Source organism: Faecalibacterium hattorii (genome assembly GCF_003287455.1).
Lineage (GTDB): Bacteria > Bacillota > Clostridia > Oscillospirales > Ruminococcaceae > Faecalibacterium > Faecalibacterium hattorii.
The window spans coordinates 33655-54145 of sequence record NZ_PRLC01000012.1 but is presented as its reverse complement, the minus strand read 5'-3'; the positions used below and the strand labels follow the sequence as shown (position 1 = coordinate 54145).

Annotated in this window: 22 protein-coding genes; 5 read left to right on the top strand and 17 right to left on the bottom strand. The window is 60.5% G+C overall.

Going from position 1 to position 20491, the window contains the following annotated elements; all coding sequences use genetic code 11:
• Both C4N23_RS09330 and C4N23_RS09325 read left to right on the top strand, forming a co-directional pair.
• On the top strand, positions 1–840 hold the full coding sequence (locus tag C4N23_RS09330) for a DUF5685 family protein (protein ID WP_112145573.1): 840 nt from the start codon (positions 1–3) through the stop codon (positions 838–840).
• Positions 841–950: 110 nt separating this feature from the next.
• Positions 951–1706 carry a J domain-containing protein gene (locus C4N23_RS09325; RefSeq protein WP_112145572.1) on the top strand — a complete coding sequence of 252 codons (756 nt, stop codon included), beginning with the start codon at positions 951–953 and terminating at the stop codon, positions 1704–1706.
• Positions 1707–1865: 159 nt separating this feature from the next.
• On the opposite strand, the gene C4N23_RS14050 is transcribed toward C4N23_RS09325, so the two are convergent.
• From C4N23_RS14050 to cysS, 3 genes are all read right to left on the bottom strand, one after another.
• Positions 1866–2009, bottom strand: coding sequence for a hypothetical protein (locus C4N23_RS14050; protein WP_181567105.1), 144 nt, complete (start codon positions 2007–2009; stop codon positions 1866–1868).
• 269 nt (positions 2010–2278) lie between these two features.
• On the bottom strand, positions 2279–3220 hold the full coding sequence (locus C4N23_RS09320; RefSeq protein WP_112145570.1) for a hypothetical protein: 942 nt from the start codon (positions 3218–3220) through the stop codon (positions 2279–2281).
• Between the two features lie 186 nt (positions 3221–3406).
• The gene (gene cysS / locus C4N23_RS09315) at positions 3407–4804 is read right to left on the bottom strand and encodes a cysteine--tRNA ligase (protein WP_112145568.1); all 1398 of its coding nucleotides are present in this window, start codon (positions 4802–4804) and stop codon (positions 3407–3409) included.
• Positions 4805–5320: 516 nt separating this feature from the next.
• Between cysS and asnA the strand changes: the two genes are divergently transcribed.
• The 3 genes from asnA (at position 5321) to C4N23_RS09300 (ending at position 7862) form a co-directional block, all read left to right on the top strand.
• Positions 5321–6334 carry an aspartate--ammonia ligase gene (gene asnA / locus C4N23_RS09310; protein ID WP_097839901.1) on the top strand — a complete coding sequence of 338 codons (1014 nt, stop codon included), beginning with the start codon at positions 5321–5323 and terminating at the stop codon, positions 6332–6334.
• A gap of 151 nt (positions 6335–6485) precedes the next feature.
• Entirely contained in the window at positions 6486–7043 is a 558-nt protein-coding gene (locus tag C4N23_RS09305) for a TetR/AcrR family transcriptional regulator (protein WP_055190725.1), read from the top strand.
• Between the two features lie 144 nt (positions 7044–7187).
• The gene (locus C4N23_RS09300; RefSeq protein ID WP_112145567.1) at positions 7188–7862 is read left to right on the top strand and encodes a hypothetical protein; all 675 of its coding nucleotides are present in this window, start codon (positions 7188–7190) and stop codon (positions 7860–7862) included.
• A gap of 83 nt (positions 7863–7945) precedes the next feature.
• Here the strand turns inward: C4N23_RS09300 and C4N23_RS09295 are convergent, their stop codons facing one another.
• The 14 genes from C4N23_RS09295 to rpsK form a co-directional block, all read right to left on the bottom strand.
• A complete protein-coding gene (locus tag C4N23_RS09295) occupies positions 7946–8590 on the bottom strand; it encodes a hypothetical protein (protein ID WP_097839898.1) in 645 nt (214 codons plus the stop codon).
• A gap of 132 nt (positions 8591–8722) precedes the next feature.
• Entirely contained in the window at positions 8723–9313 is a 591-nt protein-coding gene (gene pgsA, locus C4N23_RS09290) for a CDP-diacylglycerol--glycerol-3-phosphate 3-phosphatidyltransferase (RefSeq protein WP_112145565.1), read from the bottom strand.
• A 20-nt stretch (positions 9314–9333) separates the two neighbouring features.
• Positions 9334–10659, bottom strand: a complete 1326-nt coding sequence (rimO, locus tag C4N23_RS09285; RefSeq protein WP_112145563.1) for a 30S ribosomal protein S12 methylthiotransferase RimO — start codon at positions 10657–10659, stop codon at positions 9334–9336.
• A 20-nt stretch (positions 10660–10679) separates the two neighbouring features.
• Complete coding sequence (locus C4N23_RS09280; protein ID WP_112145561.1) at positions 10680–11189, bottom strand: regulatory protein RecX; 510 nt, start codon at positions 11187–11189, stop codon at positions 10680–10682.
• Complete coding sequence (gene recA, locus C4N23_RS09275; protein WP_112145559.1) at positions 11190–12365, bottom strand: recombinase RecA; 1176 nt, start codon at positions 12363–12365, stop codon at positions 11190–11192.
• Between the two features lie 151 nt (positions 12366–12516).
• Positions 12517–13374 (bottom strand): peptide chain release factor N(5)-glutamine methyltransferase, encoded by an 858-nt coding sequence (gene prmC / locus C4N23_RS09270; RefSeq protein ID WP_055190714.1) that lies wholly within the window; start codon positions 13372–13374, stop codon positions 12517–12519.
• Positions 13368–14315: a DUF1385 domain-containing protein gene (locus C4N23_RS09265; protein ID WP_055190712.1), complete on the bottom strand. Its 948-nt coding sequence runs from the start codon at positions 14313–14315 to the stop codon at positions 13368–13370. The genes prmC and C4N23_RS09265 overlap by 7 nt, the downstream gene beginning before the upstream one ends.
• Positions 14316–14401: 86 nt before the next feature.
• A complete protein-coding gene (locus C4N23_RS09260; RefSeq protein ID WP_112145557.1) occupies positions 14402–15823 on the bottom strand; it encodes a sensor histidine kinase in 1422 nt (473 codons plus the stop codon).
• Positions 15820–16524 carry a response regulator transcription factor gene (locus C4N23_RS09255; RefSeq protein WP_055190708.1) on the bottom strand — a complete coding sequence of 235 codons (705 nt, stop codon included), beginning with the start codon at positions 16522–16524 and terminating at the stop codon, positions 15820–15822. Before C4N23_RS09255 ends, C4N23_RS09260 begins: the two co-directional genes overlap by 4 nt.
• Positions 16525–16560: 36 nt before the next feature.
• The gene (locus C4N23_RS09250) at positions 16561–17865 is read right to left on the bottom strand and encodes a hypothetical protein (protein ID WP_242852822.1); all 1305 of its coding nucleotides are present in this window, start codon (positions 17863–17865) and stop codon (positions 16561–16563) included.
• Between the two features lie 141 nt (positions 17866–18006).
• The gene (gene rplQ, locus C4N23_RS09245; RefSeq protein ID WP_005921819.1) at positions 18007–18348 is read right to left on the bottom strand and encodes a 50S ribosomal protein L17; all 342 of its coding nucleotides are present in this window, start codon (positions 18346–18348) and stop codon (positions 18007–18009) included.
• A gap of 26 nt (positions 18349–18374) precedes the next feature.
• Entirely contained in the window at positions 18375–19331 is a 957-nt protein-coding gene (locus tag C4N23_RS09240) for a DNA-directed RNA polymerase subunit alpha (protein WP_035394747.1), read from the bottom strand.
• Positions 19332–19445: 114 nt separating this feature from the next.
• Positions 19446–20048, bottom strand: a complete 603-nt coding sequence (gene rpsD / locus C4N23_RS09235) for a 30S ribosomal protein S4 (protein ID WP_055190706.1) — start codon at positions 20046–20048, stop codon at positions 19446–19448.
• Between the two features lie 20 nt (positions 20049–20068).
• On the bottom strand, positions 20069–20479 hold the full coding sequence (rpsK, locus tag C4N23_RS09230; protein WP_005934894.1) for a 30S ribosomal protein S11: 411 nt from the start codon (positions 20477–20479) through the stop codon (positions 20069–20071).
• Positions 20480–20491: the final 12 nt, after the last annotated feature.

Sequence of the window (20491 nt, the reverse complement as noted above, 5' to 3'; positions counted from 1 at the left end):
ATGTTCGGCTATGTGATCCCGAATCAGGCGGCCCTCTCCCCCGAAGCACAGGCCCGCTACCGCACCGCCTACTGCGGGCTCTGCCGCCGCATCGGCGCACTGCACGGGCTGCGGGGGCGGCTGACCCTGAGCTATGACCTGACTTTCCTGAACCTGCTGCTCTCCAGCCTGTACGAGGGCGAGAGCGAGCTTGCTGCCGGCAGCGGCCACTGCCCCATCCACCCCATCCGGAAAGTGGATTGGCGAGCCAGCGCCCCCACGGACTACTGCGCCGACCTGAGCGTCGCGCTCCACTACTACAACGCCGCGGACAAGTGGAAGGACGACCACAGCCTCCTCGGCCTTGGGTTCCAGCAGCTGCTGGCCTCCCCCACCGAAGCCGCAGCGGCCCGCTGGCCCCGGCAGTGCGGTGCCATCCGCGCCTGTCTGGACCGGCTGGCCCAGTATGAGGCCAAGGGCAGCGAGGACCTCGACGCCGTATCCGGCTGCTTCGGCGAGCTGATGGCGGAACTCTTCGACTACCAAGAAGACCACTGGTCGCCGGAGCTGCGGAGCATCGGCTTCAACCTCGGCAAGTACATCTACCTGCTGGACGCCTACGACGACCTCGCCAAGGATACCCGCAAGGGGGCCTACAACCCTTTGCGCTCCCTGAGCCAGACCCCCGGCTACGAGGAAGAGATGCGGGAAATTTTCGAGCTGCTGCTTTCGAACTGCGCCCGCAGCTTCGAGCGTCTGCCCTGCGTGGAGGACGTGGACCTGCTGCGAAACATCCTGTATTCGGGCGTGTGGCTCAAATACAACTGCAAAAACGAGAAGCAGAAGCACAAAACCGCCTGAATTGGGCGGTTTCTCTTGATTTTTCAGGCGCAGTCCTGTACACTTAATCTTGTTTGTGTGCCCCCAGCCCGGCGGCACAAAGCCTAGTAGAGACGTGAGGAAGTTGATCCATGAAAGACCCCTATGAGGTGCTGGGCATCCAGCGCGGAGCCAGCGACGAAGAAATCAAAAAAGCGTACCGTGCCAAGTGCAAGCGCTGGCACCCCGACCTGAACCCCAACGACCCCACGGCCGAGGAACACTTCAAGGAAGTTCAGGCCGCCTACGACGCCATCACCAAGGGCGAGACCGGCCCCCAGAGCGGCGGCTATGGCAACCCCTACGGCCAGCAGAGCTATGGCGGCAGCTATTACGGCGGTTTCCAGCAGAATTACGGCCAGCAGGGCTATACCCAGCAGGACGGCGACTGGGACTTCGGCTTTGACCCCTTCGGCTTTGGCTTCGGGTTCGGCGGCTACCAGCAGCAGAGCGGCGCCAGCTATAACAGCACCGACACTCCGGAGCTGCAGGCCGCCCGCAACTTCATCGCGAACCGGCGCTACGCCGAGGCCCGCCGCGTGCTGGACGGCGTTTCGAACCGCACAGCCCGGTGGTATTACCTCTCCTCGCTGGCGAATCAGGGCCTTGGCAACAGCATCGGGGCGCTGCAGGACGCCCGCCGCGCCGCTCAGATGGAGCCGGGCAACACCGAATATCAGGTGCATCTGCGCAACCTGCAAAGCTCCGGCCAGACCTACCGCACCCAGACGACCTACGCCCAGCCGGGCGGCCTGATGCGCTGGTGCTGGAGCATGATCCTGCTGAACCTGCTGTGCAACTGTTGCTGCGGCGGCTGGGGCTGGGGCTGGCGGTTCCGGGGGATCTGAGCGACCACGCTCCCAAAACTCTTGACAACACGTCCAAAACGGATATAATGGAAATAGAAAAGGCGCTGGTCGGCAAACGGCTACCCGTTACCGGCAGTCGCTCGTTTCATGTTATGCACAAAGAAAGCAAGCAACCGTCAGTGTAGGAAGCTGAGGCGGTTACTTGCTTTTCTTGTTGTCATCGTTTGATCTGTCGTGTGCGACTTTCCACGCGATGGCGAACCCGGCTTTTGCCACTTCGACCATCAGCGCGGCTGCTGCGACCAGAAGGGTCAGCAGCGCCAGCAATTCAGACAATGTCATCCGACATTCCCCCTTTCCCGTTATACCACGAGTCCGGGGTTCGACTTCAAAAATAAGCTCGCCCCTCGGTATAACGTTCCTTCCATGATTTTTCATGAAACGAGCGTCCTACCAGTAAGAGCAGCCGCCTGTGTTTTCGACACAGCACCTTATCCACCGCCTTTTCGGCGGCATTTTTATTGTAGCATATCATTCGACGAATTACAACACAAAACGCCGCCGCACAGCATCCAAAACTGTGCGGCGGCGCGTTCTTTTTTATGGAGCGTTTACCGGATCACGATGGTCCGGCTGATCTTATCGCAGGAGTAGTTGCCCCCCACGGCGGCGGTCTGGACGTACTCGCCGGGTTCGGCGGGGAGGGTATCGTAGGTGCGGCCGAAAAGGCCGGGCTTTTTGTAAGTGTAAGTCACCTTGCCCTCCGGCACCACCTGCCCGTCCGACTCCACCACGGCGGCGAGATTGTAGTTCTGCACCTCTTCCGCGGTCATACTGGCGGGAAGCTCCTGCGCCCAGTAGGCGCGGACGCCCTCGCTCTTGGGCTTGATGCGGAACATGGCCATGCCGGCGGTGTTCATATCGCCGGACTCCAGCGCCACCGCGCCCGCGATGTAGCGGCCGGAATCGGTGGGCTGCTCATCGACGTAGATGCGGCTGAAGGCGCCCTCCGGCAGATACTTGCGGATCAACTCCAGCGCCAGCTTCAGGCCGGTGGAGAAGTCCTTGATGGTGGGCATATAGAACTGCAATACGTCCATCACGGACACCACCTCGTCCGCCACGCGGAGCAGCACGCTGACGTCGTTGCCGTCGATCAACTGCTTGAGGTAGGCGTAGAGGTTGAACTCCTCTTCCTGATCCGGGGTCGCCGACATCTTGCGCGGCAGCGGGATCATCTTGAGCAGGGTGCGGATCTTATCCGAGAGCACCAAGGTCACATAGCCCTTGGCCTCGCCCTTGATGCCAATGATCACGCCGATATACTGGGTGTCGGCGGGGCGCGTCTGCACGCTGAGGGTGAAGGGGGAACCATAAACCAGATCGCCCGACGTAGTCAGACGGATGGAAACGACATCGTTGGTTTCTTCGACGTTTGCGCTTTTTCCGGCGGCGAGCTCGCTGCCCGCCGATGCTGCAAACGCCGGGGTAACGGCCACGCTCAGCGTCAGAACAACGGCAAGCAGCAGCGAAATCATCCTTTTGGTCTTCATTTTTGCAGACCTCCTGTTTGCATCCAAAATTTGCGGTCGTGCGGCGAAGCGCCGCCGGGCCCGATCTTGCTTCGAGCCACCCTAATTTTACCGCATCCTGCGCTTTCGGTCAATAACGGGATTCAAGTGATTCAAGATTTTTACATAAAAACTGCCGCGCAGACGCGCGGCAGTTCGCTCAGCTCGTTAGATCTTGCTCAACTGCGGGCCCTGTGCCGTATCCTTGACGGCCCAGCCCATTTCGGTCAGCTGGGCGCGGATGGCATCAGCGGCGGCCCAGTCCTTCGCCTTCTTGGCGGCGGCGCGCTTCTCGACCAGTTCGGTCACTTCGGCGGGCACCTCGTCCTTCTTGCGGTTGTACATCAGGCCCAGCACATCGGTGATCTCGTCGAAGGCCTTGGCAGCAGCCTCCAGCGCTTCCTTGCTGGAAGCGGCGGACAACGTGTTGATCTCCTTGACCAGATCGAACACGGCAGCCAGCGCATCGGGGGTGTTCAGGTCGTCGTCCATGGCCTTGCAGAACTTGGTGCGGGCCTCATCGGCCTTGGCTTTCAGGGTCTCGTCGGCGCCGAACTCGCTCTTGCTCAGGGCAAAGTCGAGGTTCTCGCGGCAGGTGTACAGGCGCTCCAAGCTGTTCTTGCAGCTCTCAATGAGATCCACGGTGTAGTTCAGCGGCATCCGATAGCCCGCGGTCAGCATGAAGTAGCGGATGGGCTCGTAGCCGTAGAGGTTGGCGACATCGCGGACCGTGAAGAAGTTGTGCAGACTCTTGGACATCTTCTGGTTATCCACATTGATGAAACCGTTGTGCATCCAGTAGCGGGCGAACTCGCAGCCGTTGGCACACTCGCTCTGTGCGATCTCGTTCTCGTGGTGGGGGAAGATCAAGTCCTGACCGCCGCAGTGCAGGTCGATGGTCTTGCCCAGATGGGTGCGGCTCATGGCGCTGCACTCGATGTGCCAGCCGGGGCGGCCCATACCGTAGGGGCTTTCCCATGCGGGCTCGCCGGGCTTAGCGGCCTTCCAGACGGCGAAGTCGGCGGGGTCTTCCTTCAGGCCATCGTCCATCTGGCTGCGCAGCTCGCGGTTGCCGCTCTCCAGATCGTCCAGCTTCAGGTGGCTCAGCTTGCCGTACTCCGGGTCGCTCTTGACGCGGAAGTAGACATCGCCGTTCTTGGCGACGTAGGCGTGGCCGGTGTCGATCAGATCCTTAACGATATCGAGGATCTGCTGGATGTGCTCGGTAGCGCGGGGCTGGACGGTGGGCTTCTTGCAGTTCAGGCCGGCGGCATCCTTGAGGTACTCAGCCTCAAAATGCTGGGCAACTTTCTTCATGGAAGTGCCCTCTTCCTGCCCCTTTTTGATGAGCTTATCATCGATATCGGTGATGTTGGACACATAGATGACCTTGTTGCCGCGGTATTCCAGATAGCGGCGCAGGGTGTCGAAGACGATCAGCGGGCGGGCATTGCCGATGTGGATATAATTGTAAACGGTCGGGCCGCAGACGTAGATGCGATACTCGCCGGGCACCTGCGGGACGAACTCTTCTTTCTGACGGGTCAGGGTGTTGAAAATCTGCATAAAAACCTCTCCTTTTGTGTGGCAGACAGAAGCCGCGACCCTCACAGCCTCGCTCCGCGAAAACCGATAAGCAAAAAACCTCCGGAATCCTTACTGCTGTAAGGACTCCGAAGGCGGTTTTCGTTCAAAATCGCGGTTCCACTTCTGTTTGTCGCTCAAAGCCGGTAACGGCGGCGGCCGCACTGCGATACTATCCTTCCCGCAGTGTGCTCTCCGGGCGCACTTCACGCACCCCTCTGCAAACAGGCTCCCAGCCAACGGCCCATTCTCTCTGTGCAGACGTTCCCTGCGCTACTCTGCCCGGATCAACGCATTTGTTCTGATACAGATTTATTATAATGGCCGCCGCACCGGAAGTCAAGCAGTTTGACACTGCTCTACAGCCTGAGCGCGGCTTTTTTCTTTCCGCCCCTTTACATCTCCCCGAAGTTGTGTCATAATTTACTGTAATAAAGGGAAAGCCGTTCCGGTGCCGTGATTCGGCGGCGGGGAGCGGCAAGAGAGGGGTAAACTGCCATGAGTAAAACCATCATTCCGGCAAACTACACACCCGCGCTGAACCTGTACGACACCCAGCGCGCCATCGGCACGGTGAAGCGGCTGTTCGCAGACACGCTCTGCGCCACGCTGAACCTCTACCGCGTGTCCGCGCCGCTGTTTCTGGAGGCGTCCACCGGCCTGAACGACGACCTGAACGGCGTCGAGCGGAAAGTCACCTTCGACATCAAGGACAGCGGCACCGAAGCACAGGTGGTGCAGTCGCTGGCCAAGTGGAAGCGCAAGGCCCTGAAGGACTACGGCTTCCGGGTGGGCAAGGGCCTGTACTGCGACATGAACGCCATCCGCCGCGACGAGGAGCTGGATAACCTCCACTCCGTCTATGTGGACCAGTGGGACTGGGAAAAGGTCATCCGGGAGGAGGACCGCAACGAGGCTTACCTGAAGAATGTGGTGCGGTCCATCGTGTCGGCGGTCTGCGCCACCGAGATGAACCTCCACGCTATGTTCCCCCAGCTGCAGGACCTGCCCCTGCACACCCCCAACGTGACCTTCATCACCACGCAGGAGCTGGAGGACAAGTACCCGGACCTGACCCCGAAGGAGCGCGAGAACGCCATCGTCAAGGAGAACGGCACCACCTTCCTGATGAAGATCGGTGCCCCGCTGAAGAGCGGCAAGCCCCACGACGGCCGCGCCCCCGACTACGACGACTGGGATCTGAACGGCGATCTGCTGTTCTGGAACGAGCCGCTGCAGTGCAGCTACGAGCTGAGCAGCATGGGCATCCGCGTCAGCCCCGAAAGCATGGACAAGCAACTGACCATGGCGGGCTGCGATGACCGCCGGGTCCTGCCCTTCCACAAGGCCGTGCTGAACGGCGAGCTGCCTTACACCATCGGCGGCGGCATCGGCCAGAGCCGCCTGTGTATGCTGCTGCTGGGCAGCGCCCACATCGGCGAAGTTCAGGCAAGCGTCTGGGACGAAGCCACCCGCGAAGCCTGCGCCAAGGCTGGCATCCCGCTGTTGTAACAGCCAGCATTCTTTTCAAGGCCGCCCCATGGGTCTTCCCGTGGGGCGGCCTTTTTGCGCTGTGAAAAAATCCCCAAAAATTTTTTGCTTTTCCCTTGACAGAACGTTGTGTTCCGTCTATAATGAACGCAGTTCATTTTGAGGTGATCACATGAATCTTACCGCAACCTCCAAAGAGGATATCTTAAAAGCCAGTCGTACCCTCATCCAGCAAAATGGATGGGCTGCGGTCAACATCCGCGCCGTGGCTGCGGCCTGCGGTGTGTCGGTGGGCTGCATCTACAACTATTTTGGCTCCAAGACCGAGCTGGTGAGCGCCACGGTGGAAAGCATCTGGAACGATATCTTCCACCGCCCGGAGGACGAAGCCGTCTTCCGGGACACGCTGGCCTGTGTCCGCTGGATGTACCGGCAGTTGGAATACGGCTGCGCCCAGTATCCCGGCTTTTTCACGCACCACTCCCTTGGCTTTATGCACCAAGGCACGGCAGATGGAAAACAGCAGATGCAGCAGGCGTGGCAGCACATCCTGCGGCAGCTGCATCTCGTCCTGCAGCAGGACCCCAACGTCCGGCCGGATGCCTTCAATGACCAGTTCACCGCCGAACGGTTTGCCGGGGTCCTGTTCTCCCAGATGCTGTCCGCACTGGTGCAGCAGGATTTCGACCCGTCCATGGTGCTGGAGATCGTCCGACGAACCCTCTATTAAAAAACTTCCCACGGATGCGTGGGGATTTTTTATCCGTCAAAGTGAACATTGTTCAATCAAGGAGGTGATGTTCCGGACCCTCAGGCAGGACCCCGCTGCATTCCCCCATTCCACCCATTTCACACAACAAAGGAGATTTTTACGATGCGTGCGATCTTTGAAACGCTTTTTGACATTTTTTATCTGCTCACCGTCCTTTCCGTGGGCATCCGCATGATCCGGAACAGCAAAGGCTCCGCCCAGTTCCAGCTGTTTGGCTGGATGGCTGTGGTGCTGGGTGCCGGTGACTCTTTCCATCTGGTGCCCCGCGCACTGGCTCTGTGCACCACCGGTCTTGACAGCTATGCCTTCCAGCTGGGTCTGGGCAAGTGGATCACCTCGGTCACCATGACGGTGTTCTATGTGCTGCTGTACTACGTCTGGCGTCAGCGCTACCACATCCACGGCCAGAAGGCCGTGACCTTGGCCGTCTACACTCTGTCGGCTGCCCGTGTGATCCTCTGCATGATGCCCCAGAACCAGTGGCTCACCAACCATTCTCCCCTGTCTTGGGGCATCTACCGCAACCTCCCCTTCGCGCTGCTGGGTCTGCTGGTCATCGTGCTGTTCTACCGCAGCGCCAAAGAGAACCACGATACCGCATTCCGCTGGATGTGGCTCACCATCGTGCTGAGCTTTGGCTTCTATATCCCGGTGGTGCTGTGGGGCGATGTGATCCCGGTCATCGGTCTGCTGATGATCCCCAAGACCTGCGCCTATGTGTGGACCGTGCTCATCGGCTATGCTGCAATGAAGGCGGAATACAAGAAAGAAAACTGATTCGTCTCCCCCTGCTTCACACAAAAAAGGCCCTGTTTCCCGGCGGCATCCACCGTCAGAAAACAGGGCCTTTTTGTTGCAGTTTATCGGCGATTTCCGCCCGCCAGCCAGACGAGCCACGCATAGAACAGATTCATCAGCAGGATGCCCACGCTCCACAGCACGGTCTGCCGGGTGGTCTGCTCATAGACCAGCAGGAAGGGATACGGCCCGGTCCAGAGCCGCTGGTAGTTGGCCCAGAGCGCAATGGCTCCGTACACCGCCGTCGGCACCAGTGCCAGCGGGATGTTCCGGGCACTCAGCCGCGGTTCCCGCTCCAAGAAAACGAAGGAGACGAAGACGCACAGCGGGTTGAGCAGGTGGTGGTAGAGCATGGAACTCTCGGTCAGCAGGAAGCGGACGCCGCCCTCGTTGGGGTAGTAGGGGGCCAGCACGAAGACCACGGTCAGGAAGGTCATGGTCAGGCAGCACGCAGCCAGAAATTTCAGCCGCTTGACCCACCGGGGCAGCTCCCGCCCGGAGATCAACGCCCACACCTGACACACCGCCACCAACAGACAGACCCCCGCCGAAAAAATGTTGGAGTTCTCGGTATAGAAGGTCAGGGTCTGGTCACCCACAGCCTCCCAGCTCATTCGGATGGCGGTGGGCTCCATGTACACGACAGCCAAGTTCAGCAGGATGGAAAGCACCCGGCGCAGCTTGTCCAAAAGCGAATGTTGTTTCATGTTTCTCCAATTTGTAATCAAATTACCGCAAAAAGCTCCCCCTTTGGGAAAGACTCTCTCCGGTCGGAGGGAGATGCCGCGTATGCGACAGAGGGTGGACAGCTGGCATTGCGAAGCAATGACTGAGAGGGCTTACTTTGCGGTATTGATAAAGCTACGGTTATCCCACAGATACTTGATGCCGGAAATGGCGGTAGCCGCGGCCACCAGCCAGCACAGCCAGTGGGAGATCAGCCAGACGTCCAGATTGCCGATCATGGTGTGGCCATAGGTCAGCGAGACGCCGAAGAAGTAGAAGATGATGGTCAGCATCTGGAGCACGGTCTTCACCTTGCCCCACATGTTTGCGGCGATCACCTTGCCGTCCTTGGCACCGGCGGCCACCATCCGCAGACCGGACACCGCGAACTCGCGGGCCAGAATGATGCAGAGCACCACCGGGCTGCACACACCGTCCCGCATCATGTAGATGAAGGCGACCGTCGTCAGCAGCTTGTCGGCCAAGGGGTCAGCAAACTTGCCGAAATCGGTGACCATGTGCCACTTGCGGGCCAGATGACCGTCCAGATAGTCGGTAAAGCTGGCGATGGCGAAGACGATGCCCGCGGCCAGATACCACGAAGCGTTGAAGTTGTCGGTGCCGAGCTGGGTCATAGAGGCAAAGATCATGAAGACCGGCACCAGAATCATGCGGCTCAGAGTCAGCTTATTGGGCAGATTCATACAAAATATCCTCCTGTTTGTTATTTTGCAACCGTACCATACAGATCGTAAAGGTCGCTGTCGTCCACCAGAATGTCATAGAACTCGCCGGGGTAGAGCGGCTCCTCGCTGGAAACGCAGACGTTGCCGTCCACTTCCGGCGCGTCGCCCGCCGTGCGGCAGAGGTACAGGCCGCTCTCGTCATCGATGCCGTCGCAGATGACCCGGACGGTCTGGCCGACCTTGGCCGCCTGTTTCTGGGCCATGATGCCGGTCTGGATCTGCATCACCAGCTCGGTGCGCTTATCCTTGACCTCCTGCTCGATCTGGCCGTCCATCTTGGCGGCCACGGTGTTCTCTTCCGCCGAGTAGGCAAAGCAGCCCAAACGGTCGAACTGGACCTCCTTGACGAAGTTGCACAGATCCTCGAACTGCTCCTCGGTCTCGCCGGGGAAGCCCGCGATCAGGGTGGTGCGCAGGGTGATGCCGGGGATCTGACGGCGGAGCCTGCCGATAACGTCCAGCAGCTCGGCGCGGTTGGAGCGGCGGTTCATGTTCTTGAGGATGGTGTCGTTGCAGTGCTGGATGGGCAGGTCGAGGTAAGGCACGACCTTCTCGTTCCGCTGCATCGCCGCGATGAACTCATCGGTGATCCGCTCCGGGTAAGCGTACATGATGCGGATCCACTCGATGCCCTGCACCTTGTTCAGCTTGTCCAGCAGCTCGCAGATGCTGCCCGGCTTGCCCCAGTCCTCGCCGTAGGCGGTGGGGTCCTGCGCCACGATGATGAGCTCCTTGACGCCCTCACCGGCCAGCCAGCGGGCCTCGGCCACACAGTCGGCCATGTCACGGCTGCGCAGCGGGCCGCGGATGGCGGGGATGGCGCAGTAGTGGCAGCGGTTGTTGCAGCCCTCGGCGATCTTTAAGTACGCATAGTGGGCGGGCGTGCCGATGACGCGCTTGCCGCCCAGCGGGAAATCTTTCTTCAGGCCGTAGCTTTCGAGGTGCTCCTCACCGTTGAAGAGCCGGGCCACGATGGAGTCGATGGCCTTGTTGGAGGCGCAGCCCACCACGGCGTCCACTTCGGGGATCTCCTCCTCGATCTGGCTGCGGTAGCGCTCGGCCAAGCACCCGGTAACCACGACCTTCAGGTTCGGGTTCTGCTGCTTGTAGGAGCACGCCTCAAGGATGTTCTCGATGGCCTCGGTCTTGGCGCTCTCGATGAAGCCGCAGGTGTTGACGAGGATGACATCGGCTTCGCCCAGCTCCGCCACCGTCTCGTGGCCGGCGGACAGCAGGATGTGGACCATGCCGTCCAGATCGACCTGATTCTTCGGGCATCCAAGGGAAATACATGCAATTTTCATAAAGGGGATATACTCTCTTTCTATTCTTCTTCCACTCTTTTGATGGCTTCTTTGATCACCGCATACGCGAACCCGCGCCGCATCAGGGCGGCCACCACAAGGTCGCGGCGGCCCGCTTCCAGCTTTTTGCGGTAGCGGCCCTCCACCAGCGCGGCGGCGGCTTCCAGCTCCGGGTCCTCACCGCCTTCCTCCGGAGTGTAGACCACTTCCAGCGCCTGTTCGATCTGCTGGGTGCTCAGGCCCTTCTGCCGCAGATTCTGCGCGGCGGCGCGGCGGCTCTTTTTCGCCGCCAGCAGCCCGTGGGCGCGGGCCTCGGCGTAGCGCTCGTCGTTGACGTACTCCCGCTCCACCATCTCGGCCACCACCGCCGCCGAGGTCTGCTCGGTGAAGCGGCGGTTCAGCCGCTCGTACAGGATGCCGGAGGACAGTTCCTGCCCCGCCAGAAGCTCCATCGCGCGGGCGCGGGCCTTGGCGGCGTCGGTGGATTTTTCCTCCTCCGCCAGCGGGCGGCGGTTGTGCGTAAAGGCCATTTACTCTTCCACCATGATGTCCAGCTCGCTCTCGCTGCTGCGGGTGGGAGCCTTGACCACCGGCTCCTTGGCCGGGGCCTTTTCGCCGGATGCTTCGGCGGCAGGGGCAGCAGCCTTGGCGGTGCGGCGGCTGGCATAGAGCTTGTCGGCGTTGGCGCGGATCTGGCCCTCGATGTCGTTGGCCAGCTCCGGGTTATCGCGCAGGAACTGTTTGGCGTTGTCGCGGCCCTGACCCAGACGGATATCGCCGTAGTTGAACCATGCGCCGCTCTTCTGCACAATGCCCAGCTTCACGCCGAGGTCGATGAGCTCGCTCATCTTGGAAATGCCCTCGCCGAACATGATGTCGAATTCGGCCTCACGGAACGGAGGCGCCACCTTGTTCTTGACGATCTTGGCGCGGGTGTGGTTGCCGATGAATTGGCCGGAGGAGTCCTTCAGGCCCTCCACGCGGCGGATGTCGATCCGGACGGAGGAATAATACTTCAGTGCGCGGCCGCCGGTGGTGACTTCGGGGTTGCCGTAGACGACGCCGACCTTCTCACGCAGCTGGTTGATGAAGACGCAGACCGTATTGGTCTTGCCGATGACGCTGGTGAGCTTGCGCATGGCCTGACTCATCAGGCGGGCCTGCAAGCCCACATGGCTGTCGCCCATCTCGCCCTCGATCTCGGCGCGGGGGACCATAGCGGCCACCGAGTCCACCACGATGGCGTCGATGGCACCGGAGCGCACCAGCGCCTCACAGATCTCCATGGCCTGTTCGCCGGTGTCCGGCTGGCTGACGAGGAGGTTGTTGATGTCCACGCCCAGCGCCTCGGCATAGACGGGGTCCAGCGCGTGCTCGACGTCGATGAAAGCAACTTCGCCGCCCTGCTTCTGGGCTTCGGCCAGAATGTGCAGCGCCAGCGTGGTCTTACCGCTGGATTCCGGGCCGTACACCTCGATGATGCGGCCGCGGGGCACGCCGCCCACGCCCAGCGCCATATCCAGACCCAAGCTGCCGGTGGAGATGGCGTCCACCTGCATGGCGGTGTTGTCGCCCAGCTTCATGACGGCGCCCTTGCCGAACTGCTTTTCGATCTGGGCCAGCGCGGTCGCCAGCGCATCTTTTTTTGCGCCGGGCTCGATCTTCTGGGTGGCCGAAACCACCGTGTTCTGATTCTTTGCTGCCATAGTCTTCTCCTTTGCTGTCCATCCCGGCGCAGCCTGTCCGGCCTTGGCGCGGGTCAATTCTGATTCTTTCCCTAATAGTATATCACAAATTCAGAACATTACAACAGGAAGTTGTTCTATTTTTCAATTATTTTTATGCCGCGTTCCGCTGTTACTTGCAGCTTCTGCGGGCAGTCACAGCTCTATCATTCCCGCCGTAGTCTTTTTGACAGGCAATGTCCACCCAGCCGTTTTCTGCCAGCAGGGCGGTGACAGCTTCCCGCTGCTGCCAGCCGATCTCCAAAGCGAGGGCACCGCCGGGGCGGAGGGCTTGTTGGTAGTCTTCCGCGATGGTGCGGTAAAATGCAAGGCCGTCCTCCCCTGCTGCCAGCGCCATGGCGGGTTCCTTGGCCACTTCGGGCTGGAGCTGAGCCATCTCGGCGGCGGTCAGGTAGGGCGGGTTCGACACGATGAGGTCCAGCTGCCCCTCCGGCAGGGTCTGCCAGTAAGTGAACAGATCTCCCTCCACCGGCGTGATCTCCAGCCCGCCGGGAAGGCGGGCGTTCCGCTTCAGGTAGACCAGCGCATCCGGGCTTTTTTCAAGGCTCGTGACAGCGGCATCGGGGCAGAACCGCTTGACGCCGAGGCCGAGGCAGCCTGTTCCGGCGCAGAGGTCCAGCACCTTCGGGTGGGGGACCTCCTTCAGCAGCCCGGCTGCCGTTTCGGCCACCACCTCGGTGTCCGCCCGCGGGCAGAGCACACCGGGGCCGACGGCCAGTTCAAAGTCGAGGAAGGGCCAGCTCCCGCAGAGGTATTGCAGCGGCTCCCGGTCTGCCCGCCGGGCCGTCAGCTCTTCCAGCCGGGCGGCCTGTTCCGCCGTCAGCGGGGCAAAGGCCAGCCGGACGTCCACGCCGAGGACCAGCCGCAGCAGCTCTGCCGCGTCGAAATCGGCGTCGGGGCAGCCCGCAGCTGTCAGCCGCTGTTCCACCTGCCGCAGTGCGTCGCGGGGCAGGGTGCCTTCCGTTACCATTTGCCATCCTCCGGTTTTTCGGGCAGAACGGGGGTCACCGCCGCAATGGCGACTTCGATCATGCTGTCGTCCGGCTCAAAAACGGTCAGGTGCTGCACCCAGATGCCGGGCTGGCGGATGATCCGGGTGGCGATGTTGTCCGACCGGCCGCACCACTTCAGCAGCTCATAGCTGATGCCCATGACCACCGGGAGCAGCAGCAGCTTGAACACCACCCGCAGCCCGGTGCTGGACCACGGCAGGACGCTGTACAAAAACACGCTGACGATGACCACCAAGATCAAAAAGCTGGTGCCGCAGCGGGGGTGGAACCGGGTATATTTGCGGACATTCTCCACGGTCAGCTCGTCCCCCGCCTCGTAACAGGCAATGGTCTTGTGCTCGGCACCGTGGTACTCGAAGACGCGGTGGATCTCCTTCATCTTCGAGATGGCGGCCATGTAGCTCAGGAAAATGGCGACCTTGAGCAGCGCTTCCAGAATGACCTTGCTCCAGCGGCCCAGCGGCACCAGATGGTTCACACCGCCCACCAGAACCGTGGGCAGCACCGTGAAGAGCAGGATCGCGAACAGGCCGCCGATGAGGGCAGCCGCCCCCAGCAGCACGTCCTCCGCCTTTTTGCCGAGGTGGTCTCCCACCCATTTTTCAAAGGCGGTCTCCTCCTCTTCGGGGTCGTAGTCGTCGCCCATGCTCACCTGTGCGGAGTACATCATGTACCGGTAGCCCATGATGAGACTTTCCACCATTGAGATAGCACCCCGCACGAGGGGAATCTTGGTCCAGATGCCATGCTTGGGGGTAGGCTCGATCTTGGTCTCGATGGTGCCGTCCGGCTTGCGCACCGCGCAGCAGATCTTCTCCGGGCCGCGCATCATGATTCCTTCCATCAGGGCCTGACCGCCCACACTGGTTTTGAAACGTTCTTGCTTCGGTTGATTCATTGGGTTCTCCTGTCCCCGCACGCGGAGTACCGGGCGGGTGATTTTTTACAGCCTTTATTGTACCGCAGAATTGTGTCTAAATCTTCTTAGCGCTTATAAATAGGCAGCCCCAGCGTGACCACAGTGCCGCGGCCAAGGGTGCTCTTGAGGTCAAGGGTGCCGTCCAACGCCGTCATGATGGAATCCACCAGCGCCAGACCGATGCCGCTGCCCCGCACCGAGTTGCTGCCCTTGTAGAACTTGGTCTTCACGTTTTCGAGGTCTTCGGGCGGGATGCCCCGGCCTTGGTCGATGATCTCGATGAAGGCCTTGTACTCGCCCTGCCAGATCTTGACGGTGATCCGCCCGCCGGGAGCCGAATACTTGATGGCGTTGTCCAGAATATTGATGAACACCTGCCGCAGACGATTCGGGTCAGCATAGACGGGGATCATCTCCTCCGGCTCGCTGTAAGAGAGCAGCAGCCCCTCCCGCTGGATGCGGGCTTCGCAGAAGAGGACCGCGTCGGTCAGCTCGGCCACGAGGTCGAGAGGGTGGCAGCTCATCTTGAGCCGCCCGTTCTGCAAGCGGCTGAAGTCCAGCAGCTCCTCCACCATGTTGTAGAGGCGGGCCGTCTCGTTGTTGATGATCTCCAGCCCCTTGCGGTAGTTTTCGTCCTCCGGGTCGTCGAGGGTGCGCAGGGTCTCCACCCAGCCCCGGATGGAGGTCAGCGGCGTGCGCAGCTCATGGGAGACCGAGCTGATGAATTCATTCTTCATCTTTTCGGTCTCTTCCAGCCCCTCGGCCATCCGGTTGATGGTGCCGCGCAGCCGGTCTACCTCGTCGCGGGCGTCGCCGGTCACGGGCAGACGGACGTCCAGCTCACCCCGCGCGATACTGGCGGCGGTGCGCTCCACCTGCCCCAGCGGCACCACGATGCTCCGCACGAAATACAGGCCGGACGCCACCGTAAAGCCCAAGATGGTGATGACCACCACGATGCTGATGAGGAAGACATTTTTCAACTGGTTCTGCACCAGTGTCAGGCTGGTGACCAGCCGCATGGCGGCCACATCCTCGGCCGCATAGGGCACAAGGCAGCAGACCGCCATGACCATTTCGCTGCTGTCGGTGTGGTAGATGGCCACCCCCATGCCGTCGCCGGTCTCCTGCGCCTGTTCGAAGTCAGCACTGGTCAGGATGCCCTCGGCGTCGGTGCCACTGGAGGAGGCAATGACGCTGCCGTAGCTGTCCAGCAGCATGAACTCGTATTTGTCCTTATCGGAAAACTGCTCCACCATCCGGCGCAGAGCCACGCTCCGGCTGGCAGAAGCTTTCTGGGCCGTGTCGCCGGTGTACATTTTCAGCTGGCCGCTGATGGAGGAAAAGCGGCGGTACATGGTCTGCTGGACGCTGTTGTAATAGCTGCGGGTGCAGCTGTACAGGAACATCCCCTCCACCAAGAGCACCAGCAGCACCGTCATCAGCAGACTGCCGCAGAGCCACCGCCGGGTGATGCCGCTCCTCATTCTTCCCACCGGTAGCCGTAGCCCCACACCGTCATGATGTGGGTGGGGTGGCTGGGTTCATCCTCTATCTTCATCCGCAGCCGGCGGATGTTCACATCCACGATCTTCACATCGCCGAAGTAGTTCTCGCCCCAGACACCCTTCAGGATCTTTTCACGCACCAGCGCGACGCCGGGATTGTGGAAGAAAAGTTCCATGATCTGAAACTCCACCTGCGTCAGCTCAATGGGCTTGCCCGCCTTGAGCAGGACGCGGCGGTTCTCGTCCAGCACAAAGTCGCCGCTGACGAGGGCGGCAGGGCTGTGGGCCGCGCCGCTCTCCCCGCCCGCCGAACGGCTCACGCGGCGGCAGAGGGCCTCCACGCGGGCCAGCAGCTCGCTGACGCTGAAGGGTTTTGTCATATAGTCGTCCGCGCCGATGGACAAGCCGCGGATCTTGTCCTGCTCCTGCCCCTTTGCGCTCAGGATGATGATGCCGATCTTCTGGTCGGTGCGGCGGATGGTCTCGCAGAGCGAAAAGCCGTTCATCCCCGGCAGCATCACATCCAGAATGGCCGCATCGCAGCCGGGCTTCTGTTCCAGCAGCGGGAGGGCGGCCTCGGCGCTGTCGGCCTCCACGGCCTCCATGCCGGCCAAGCGCAGGTTCAGCGCGATCATCTCGCGGATGCTGGCTTCGTCCTCCACAACAAGTACTTTGACCATGGGTACCTCCGTTAAAATTTTTTATGCCTGAGAGGGCTAATTCAATCGATACAGTGACCGGGACAGCCGATAGGTCTGGTCCGTGATGACGGCCCCCTCCCCCAGTTTTGCCTGCATCTGGCGGGACGCCACCACGCCGAGGCGGGTCCAGCCCGCCGCGCTGGCGCTGGCCGACACCAGCCGCAGGGTGAGCACCAACTCGTTCTCGTCCACGGTGCGCAGCTCCACGGCGGCGTCGATCTCGGTGCTGTCAGTGAGCAGCAGGTTCCCCTCCCACTCGGCGGGCAGCTCGATGTAGCAGTTGGTTTCCTCGTCCAGCAAGCCGAAGCTCTTTTCCGGCGTCGGGCTGGTGTAGTCCATCCAGACGATGAAATCCATCCGGCGGCTCTGGCTCATGTTCAGCAGACCCGCCTCGTCCGGCTGGGTGGGGATCTCCACCGTGCCGTCGCCGTCCAAGTCCCGGCTGACGAGGTTCGGCACGTTCCGCAGCGAAGCGCTGTACAGTTCGCTCGTACTGATCTGGTCGGCGGGGATCATCTGCTGGCTCTCCTCGTCGAACCGAAGCAGCACCGTGGCCAGATTGTTGCCGGAGATACCGGTCCAGCCGTCCAGCACCAGATAGTGTTTGCCGTCGGCCCCAAGGCCCGCCGCCACCGAGGCGCAGCCGGAGAATTTATCCGCCGAAAGGCCCATGACCGCGACCTGTTGGAAGCTGCCATCCCGGTCCACGGTCAGCAGCTCGATCTGCACCCCGCCGTCCTCCAGCGTGGACATCAGGATCAGGTCCTGATTGCCGCCGCCGGTGATGTCCTCCACCAGATACTGCTCATAGGACTGCTCCAGAATCGCGCTGACCTGCCCGTTTTCGTAGGAGTAAACGGCCAGATAACTGTCCCCTTGTGCGGCGAGGTAACCCACCACCATCTGCATGGAGCTGCCGTCCTGCAATTGGGCCAGCCGAACATTGTCCACCGTGTCCGCAAGGCCCTCGATGCTCTGGCACACCTTCCACCGGTTCTCCTCGTCCCGCTGCAAAAAGGCGATGCAGACGTTGGAGGACTGGGCGGTGGTATAAAGAACCGCCGCATCCTGCTCCCCGTCGCCGTCGAGGTCCTGTAACAGGAACGGCGAAAGCAGGTCGCCCTGCATGGGGTACTTGAGCTGGGCGCTCTCGCCCAGCCAGTCGTTCAGGGCGTTCTGCAAAGCCCCGTAATCGCCCGAAAGCCGGGGCGCCCGGAGAAGCTCTTCCACCTGCATGTTCTCCGTCATCGGAAAACTGCATCCCGGCAGCAGCCCCGCAAGGCAGCACGCCGCCAGCAGCAGGAAGTGTCGTCTTTTCAACCGTCGTCCCTCCTTCCGGTGGAAAATCAGCTTGGTTACACAGAATTAAGTATATCACGAATTGCGCCCATGGGCAACAAAAAACGCCCTCTCCCAAAGGGAAAGAGCGTTTTGTTACACTGTTTTTACAGTCAGAGTCGATCAGACGAGCTCCAGAACTGCCATCTCAGCAGCGTCGCCGCGGCGAGCGCCGATCTTGATGATGCGGGTGTAGCCGCCGTTGCGGTCAGCGTACTTGGGGCTGATCTCATCAAACAGCTTCTTTGCAACATCTTCCTTGGTGATGTAGGCATAAACCTGACGCTTGGTGTGCAGGTCGCTTGCCTTGCCAAGGCTGATCATCTTCTCGGCCATGGAACGAACGTCCTTAGCGCGAGTGACAGTGGTCTCAATCTTGCCATTCTCCAACAGGTAGGTAACCATAGCGCGCATCATAGCGTTGCGGCTGTCGCTGGTTCTACCGAGCTTTCTGGTACCGGGCATCCCGTTTCACTCCTTAATTATTTTAGTTATTCATCGTCTGTGTTCAGCTTGAAGCCGAGAGAGTCCAGCTTTGCCATGACTTCCTCAAGGCTCTTGCGGCCGAGGTTGCGAACCTTCATCATTTCGTCCTCGCTCTTGCTGACCAGATCCTCGACCGTGTTGATACCGGCACGCTTCAGGCAGTTAAAGGAACGGACGCTCAGATCCAGCTCTTCGATGGTCATCTCCAGAGCCTTCTCTTTATCGTCGTTGGTCTTCTCCACCATGATCTCGGTGCCAGCTGCCTCGTCGGACAGGTTGACGAACAGGTTCAGGTGCTCGGTCAGGACGCGGGCAGCCAGAGAAACGGCTTCCTGCGCGTTGATCGTGCCATCGGTCCAAACCTCAATGGTCAGCTTGTCGTAATCGATCGCTTGGCCAACACGGGTGCTCTCAACGTTGTAATTCACCTTGAGCACAGGGGTGTAAATGCTATCGACGGGAAGCGTATTGATATCGTTCTTCTCGACGATGGCCTGCTTGTTGCGCTCTGCGGGCACATAACCGCGGCCTTTATCGAAGGTGAGCTCCATGACGAGCTTGCCGCCCTCGCCCAAGGTTGCGATGTGCCATTCAGGGTTCAGGATCTCAATGTCGTCGCCCTGCTTGATGTTGTCGGCGGTGACCTCACAGGGGCCAACTGCCTCAACACGCACTGTCTTCGGACCATCGGTGTACAGCTTTGCAGCGATACCCTTCAGGTTCAGGACAATTTCGGTAACGTCTTCCTTGACGCCCTCAATGGTGGAGAACTCGTGAACCACGCCGTCGATCTTGACGCTGGTCACGGCGACACCGGGCAGAGAGGAAAGAAGCACACGACGCAGGCTGTTGCCCAGTGTGATGCCAAAGCCACGTTCCAGAGGCTCCGCGACGAATCTGCCGTAGCGGCCGTCCGGGGACAGGCTTGCCGTTTCGATTTTGGGACGTTCAATCTCCATCATATCTATGCCCTCCTTGTCAAACCGGCGTGAAGTGCCGGCCCATTATTAAATTCTTTCAAAGAAAAGAATGCGAAAGCGAACCATCCAGAAAGGAGGTCCGGCCTTCTTAATGGATTACTTGGAGTACAGCTCGACGATGAGGTGCTCTGCAACTTCGTAGTCGATGTCGCTGCGCTCAGGGAGCTTGGTGACAACGCCCTTCAGGGTGCCAGCCTCGCGATCCAGCCAAGAGGGCAGTGCCACAACGGGAGCCTCAGGGCCAGTCAGCTTAGCAAACTTAGCAGAAGAACGGCTGGACTCACGGACTTCGATCACGTCACCGGCCTTGATCTGATAAGAAGGAATGTTGACCTTCTTGCCGTTGACGGTGAAGTGAGCGTGGCTCACCAGCTGGCGAGCGTCGCGGCGGGTCTGAGCGAAGCCCAGACGGAACACGACGTTGTCCAGACGGCACTCCATGATCTGCAGCAGGTTCTCACCGGTCTTACCGGGGCGAGCCTCAGCACGCAGGTAAGCATTGTGGAACTGCTTCTCCAGAACGCCGTAGATAAACTTGACCTTCTGCTTCTCCTTCAGCTGAGATGCGTACTCAGACTGCTTCTTGCGCATGTTGCCATTGGAGTTGCGGGTGGTATTCTTCTTTGCATAGCCCATGACCGCGGGAGAAATGCCCAAGGCCTTGCAACGCTTTGCGATAGGCTGCGTATTCTTTGCCATAATTCAATTTCCTCCTTCGATCAGACACGACGGCGCTTCGGGGGGCGGCAGCCGTTGTGGGGGATGGGAGTCACGTCCTTGATCAGGGTGACTTCCAGACCGGTAGCCTGAAGCGCACGGATAGCGGACTCACGGCCAGCGCCGGGGCCCTTGACGTAGACCTCAACGGTCTTCATGCCATGCTCGATAGCAACCTTGGCTGCGGTCTCAGCAGCAGACTGGGCTGCGAACGGGGTGCTCTTGCGGCTGCCGCGGAAGTTCAGGGAGCCGGAGGAGCACCAAGACACTGCATTACCCTGCAGGTCGGTGATGGTAACGACAGTATTGTTGAAGGTAGACTGGATATGAGCCTGACCAGCAGCAATATTCTTGCGCTCTTTCCGCTTCATGCGGACATTTGCGCCCTTCTTGGCATTATTTGCACTTGCCATTTCTCAAATCCT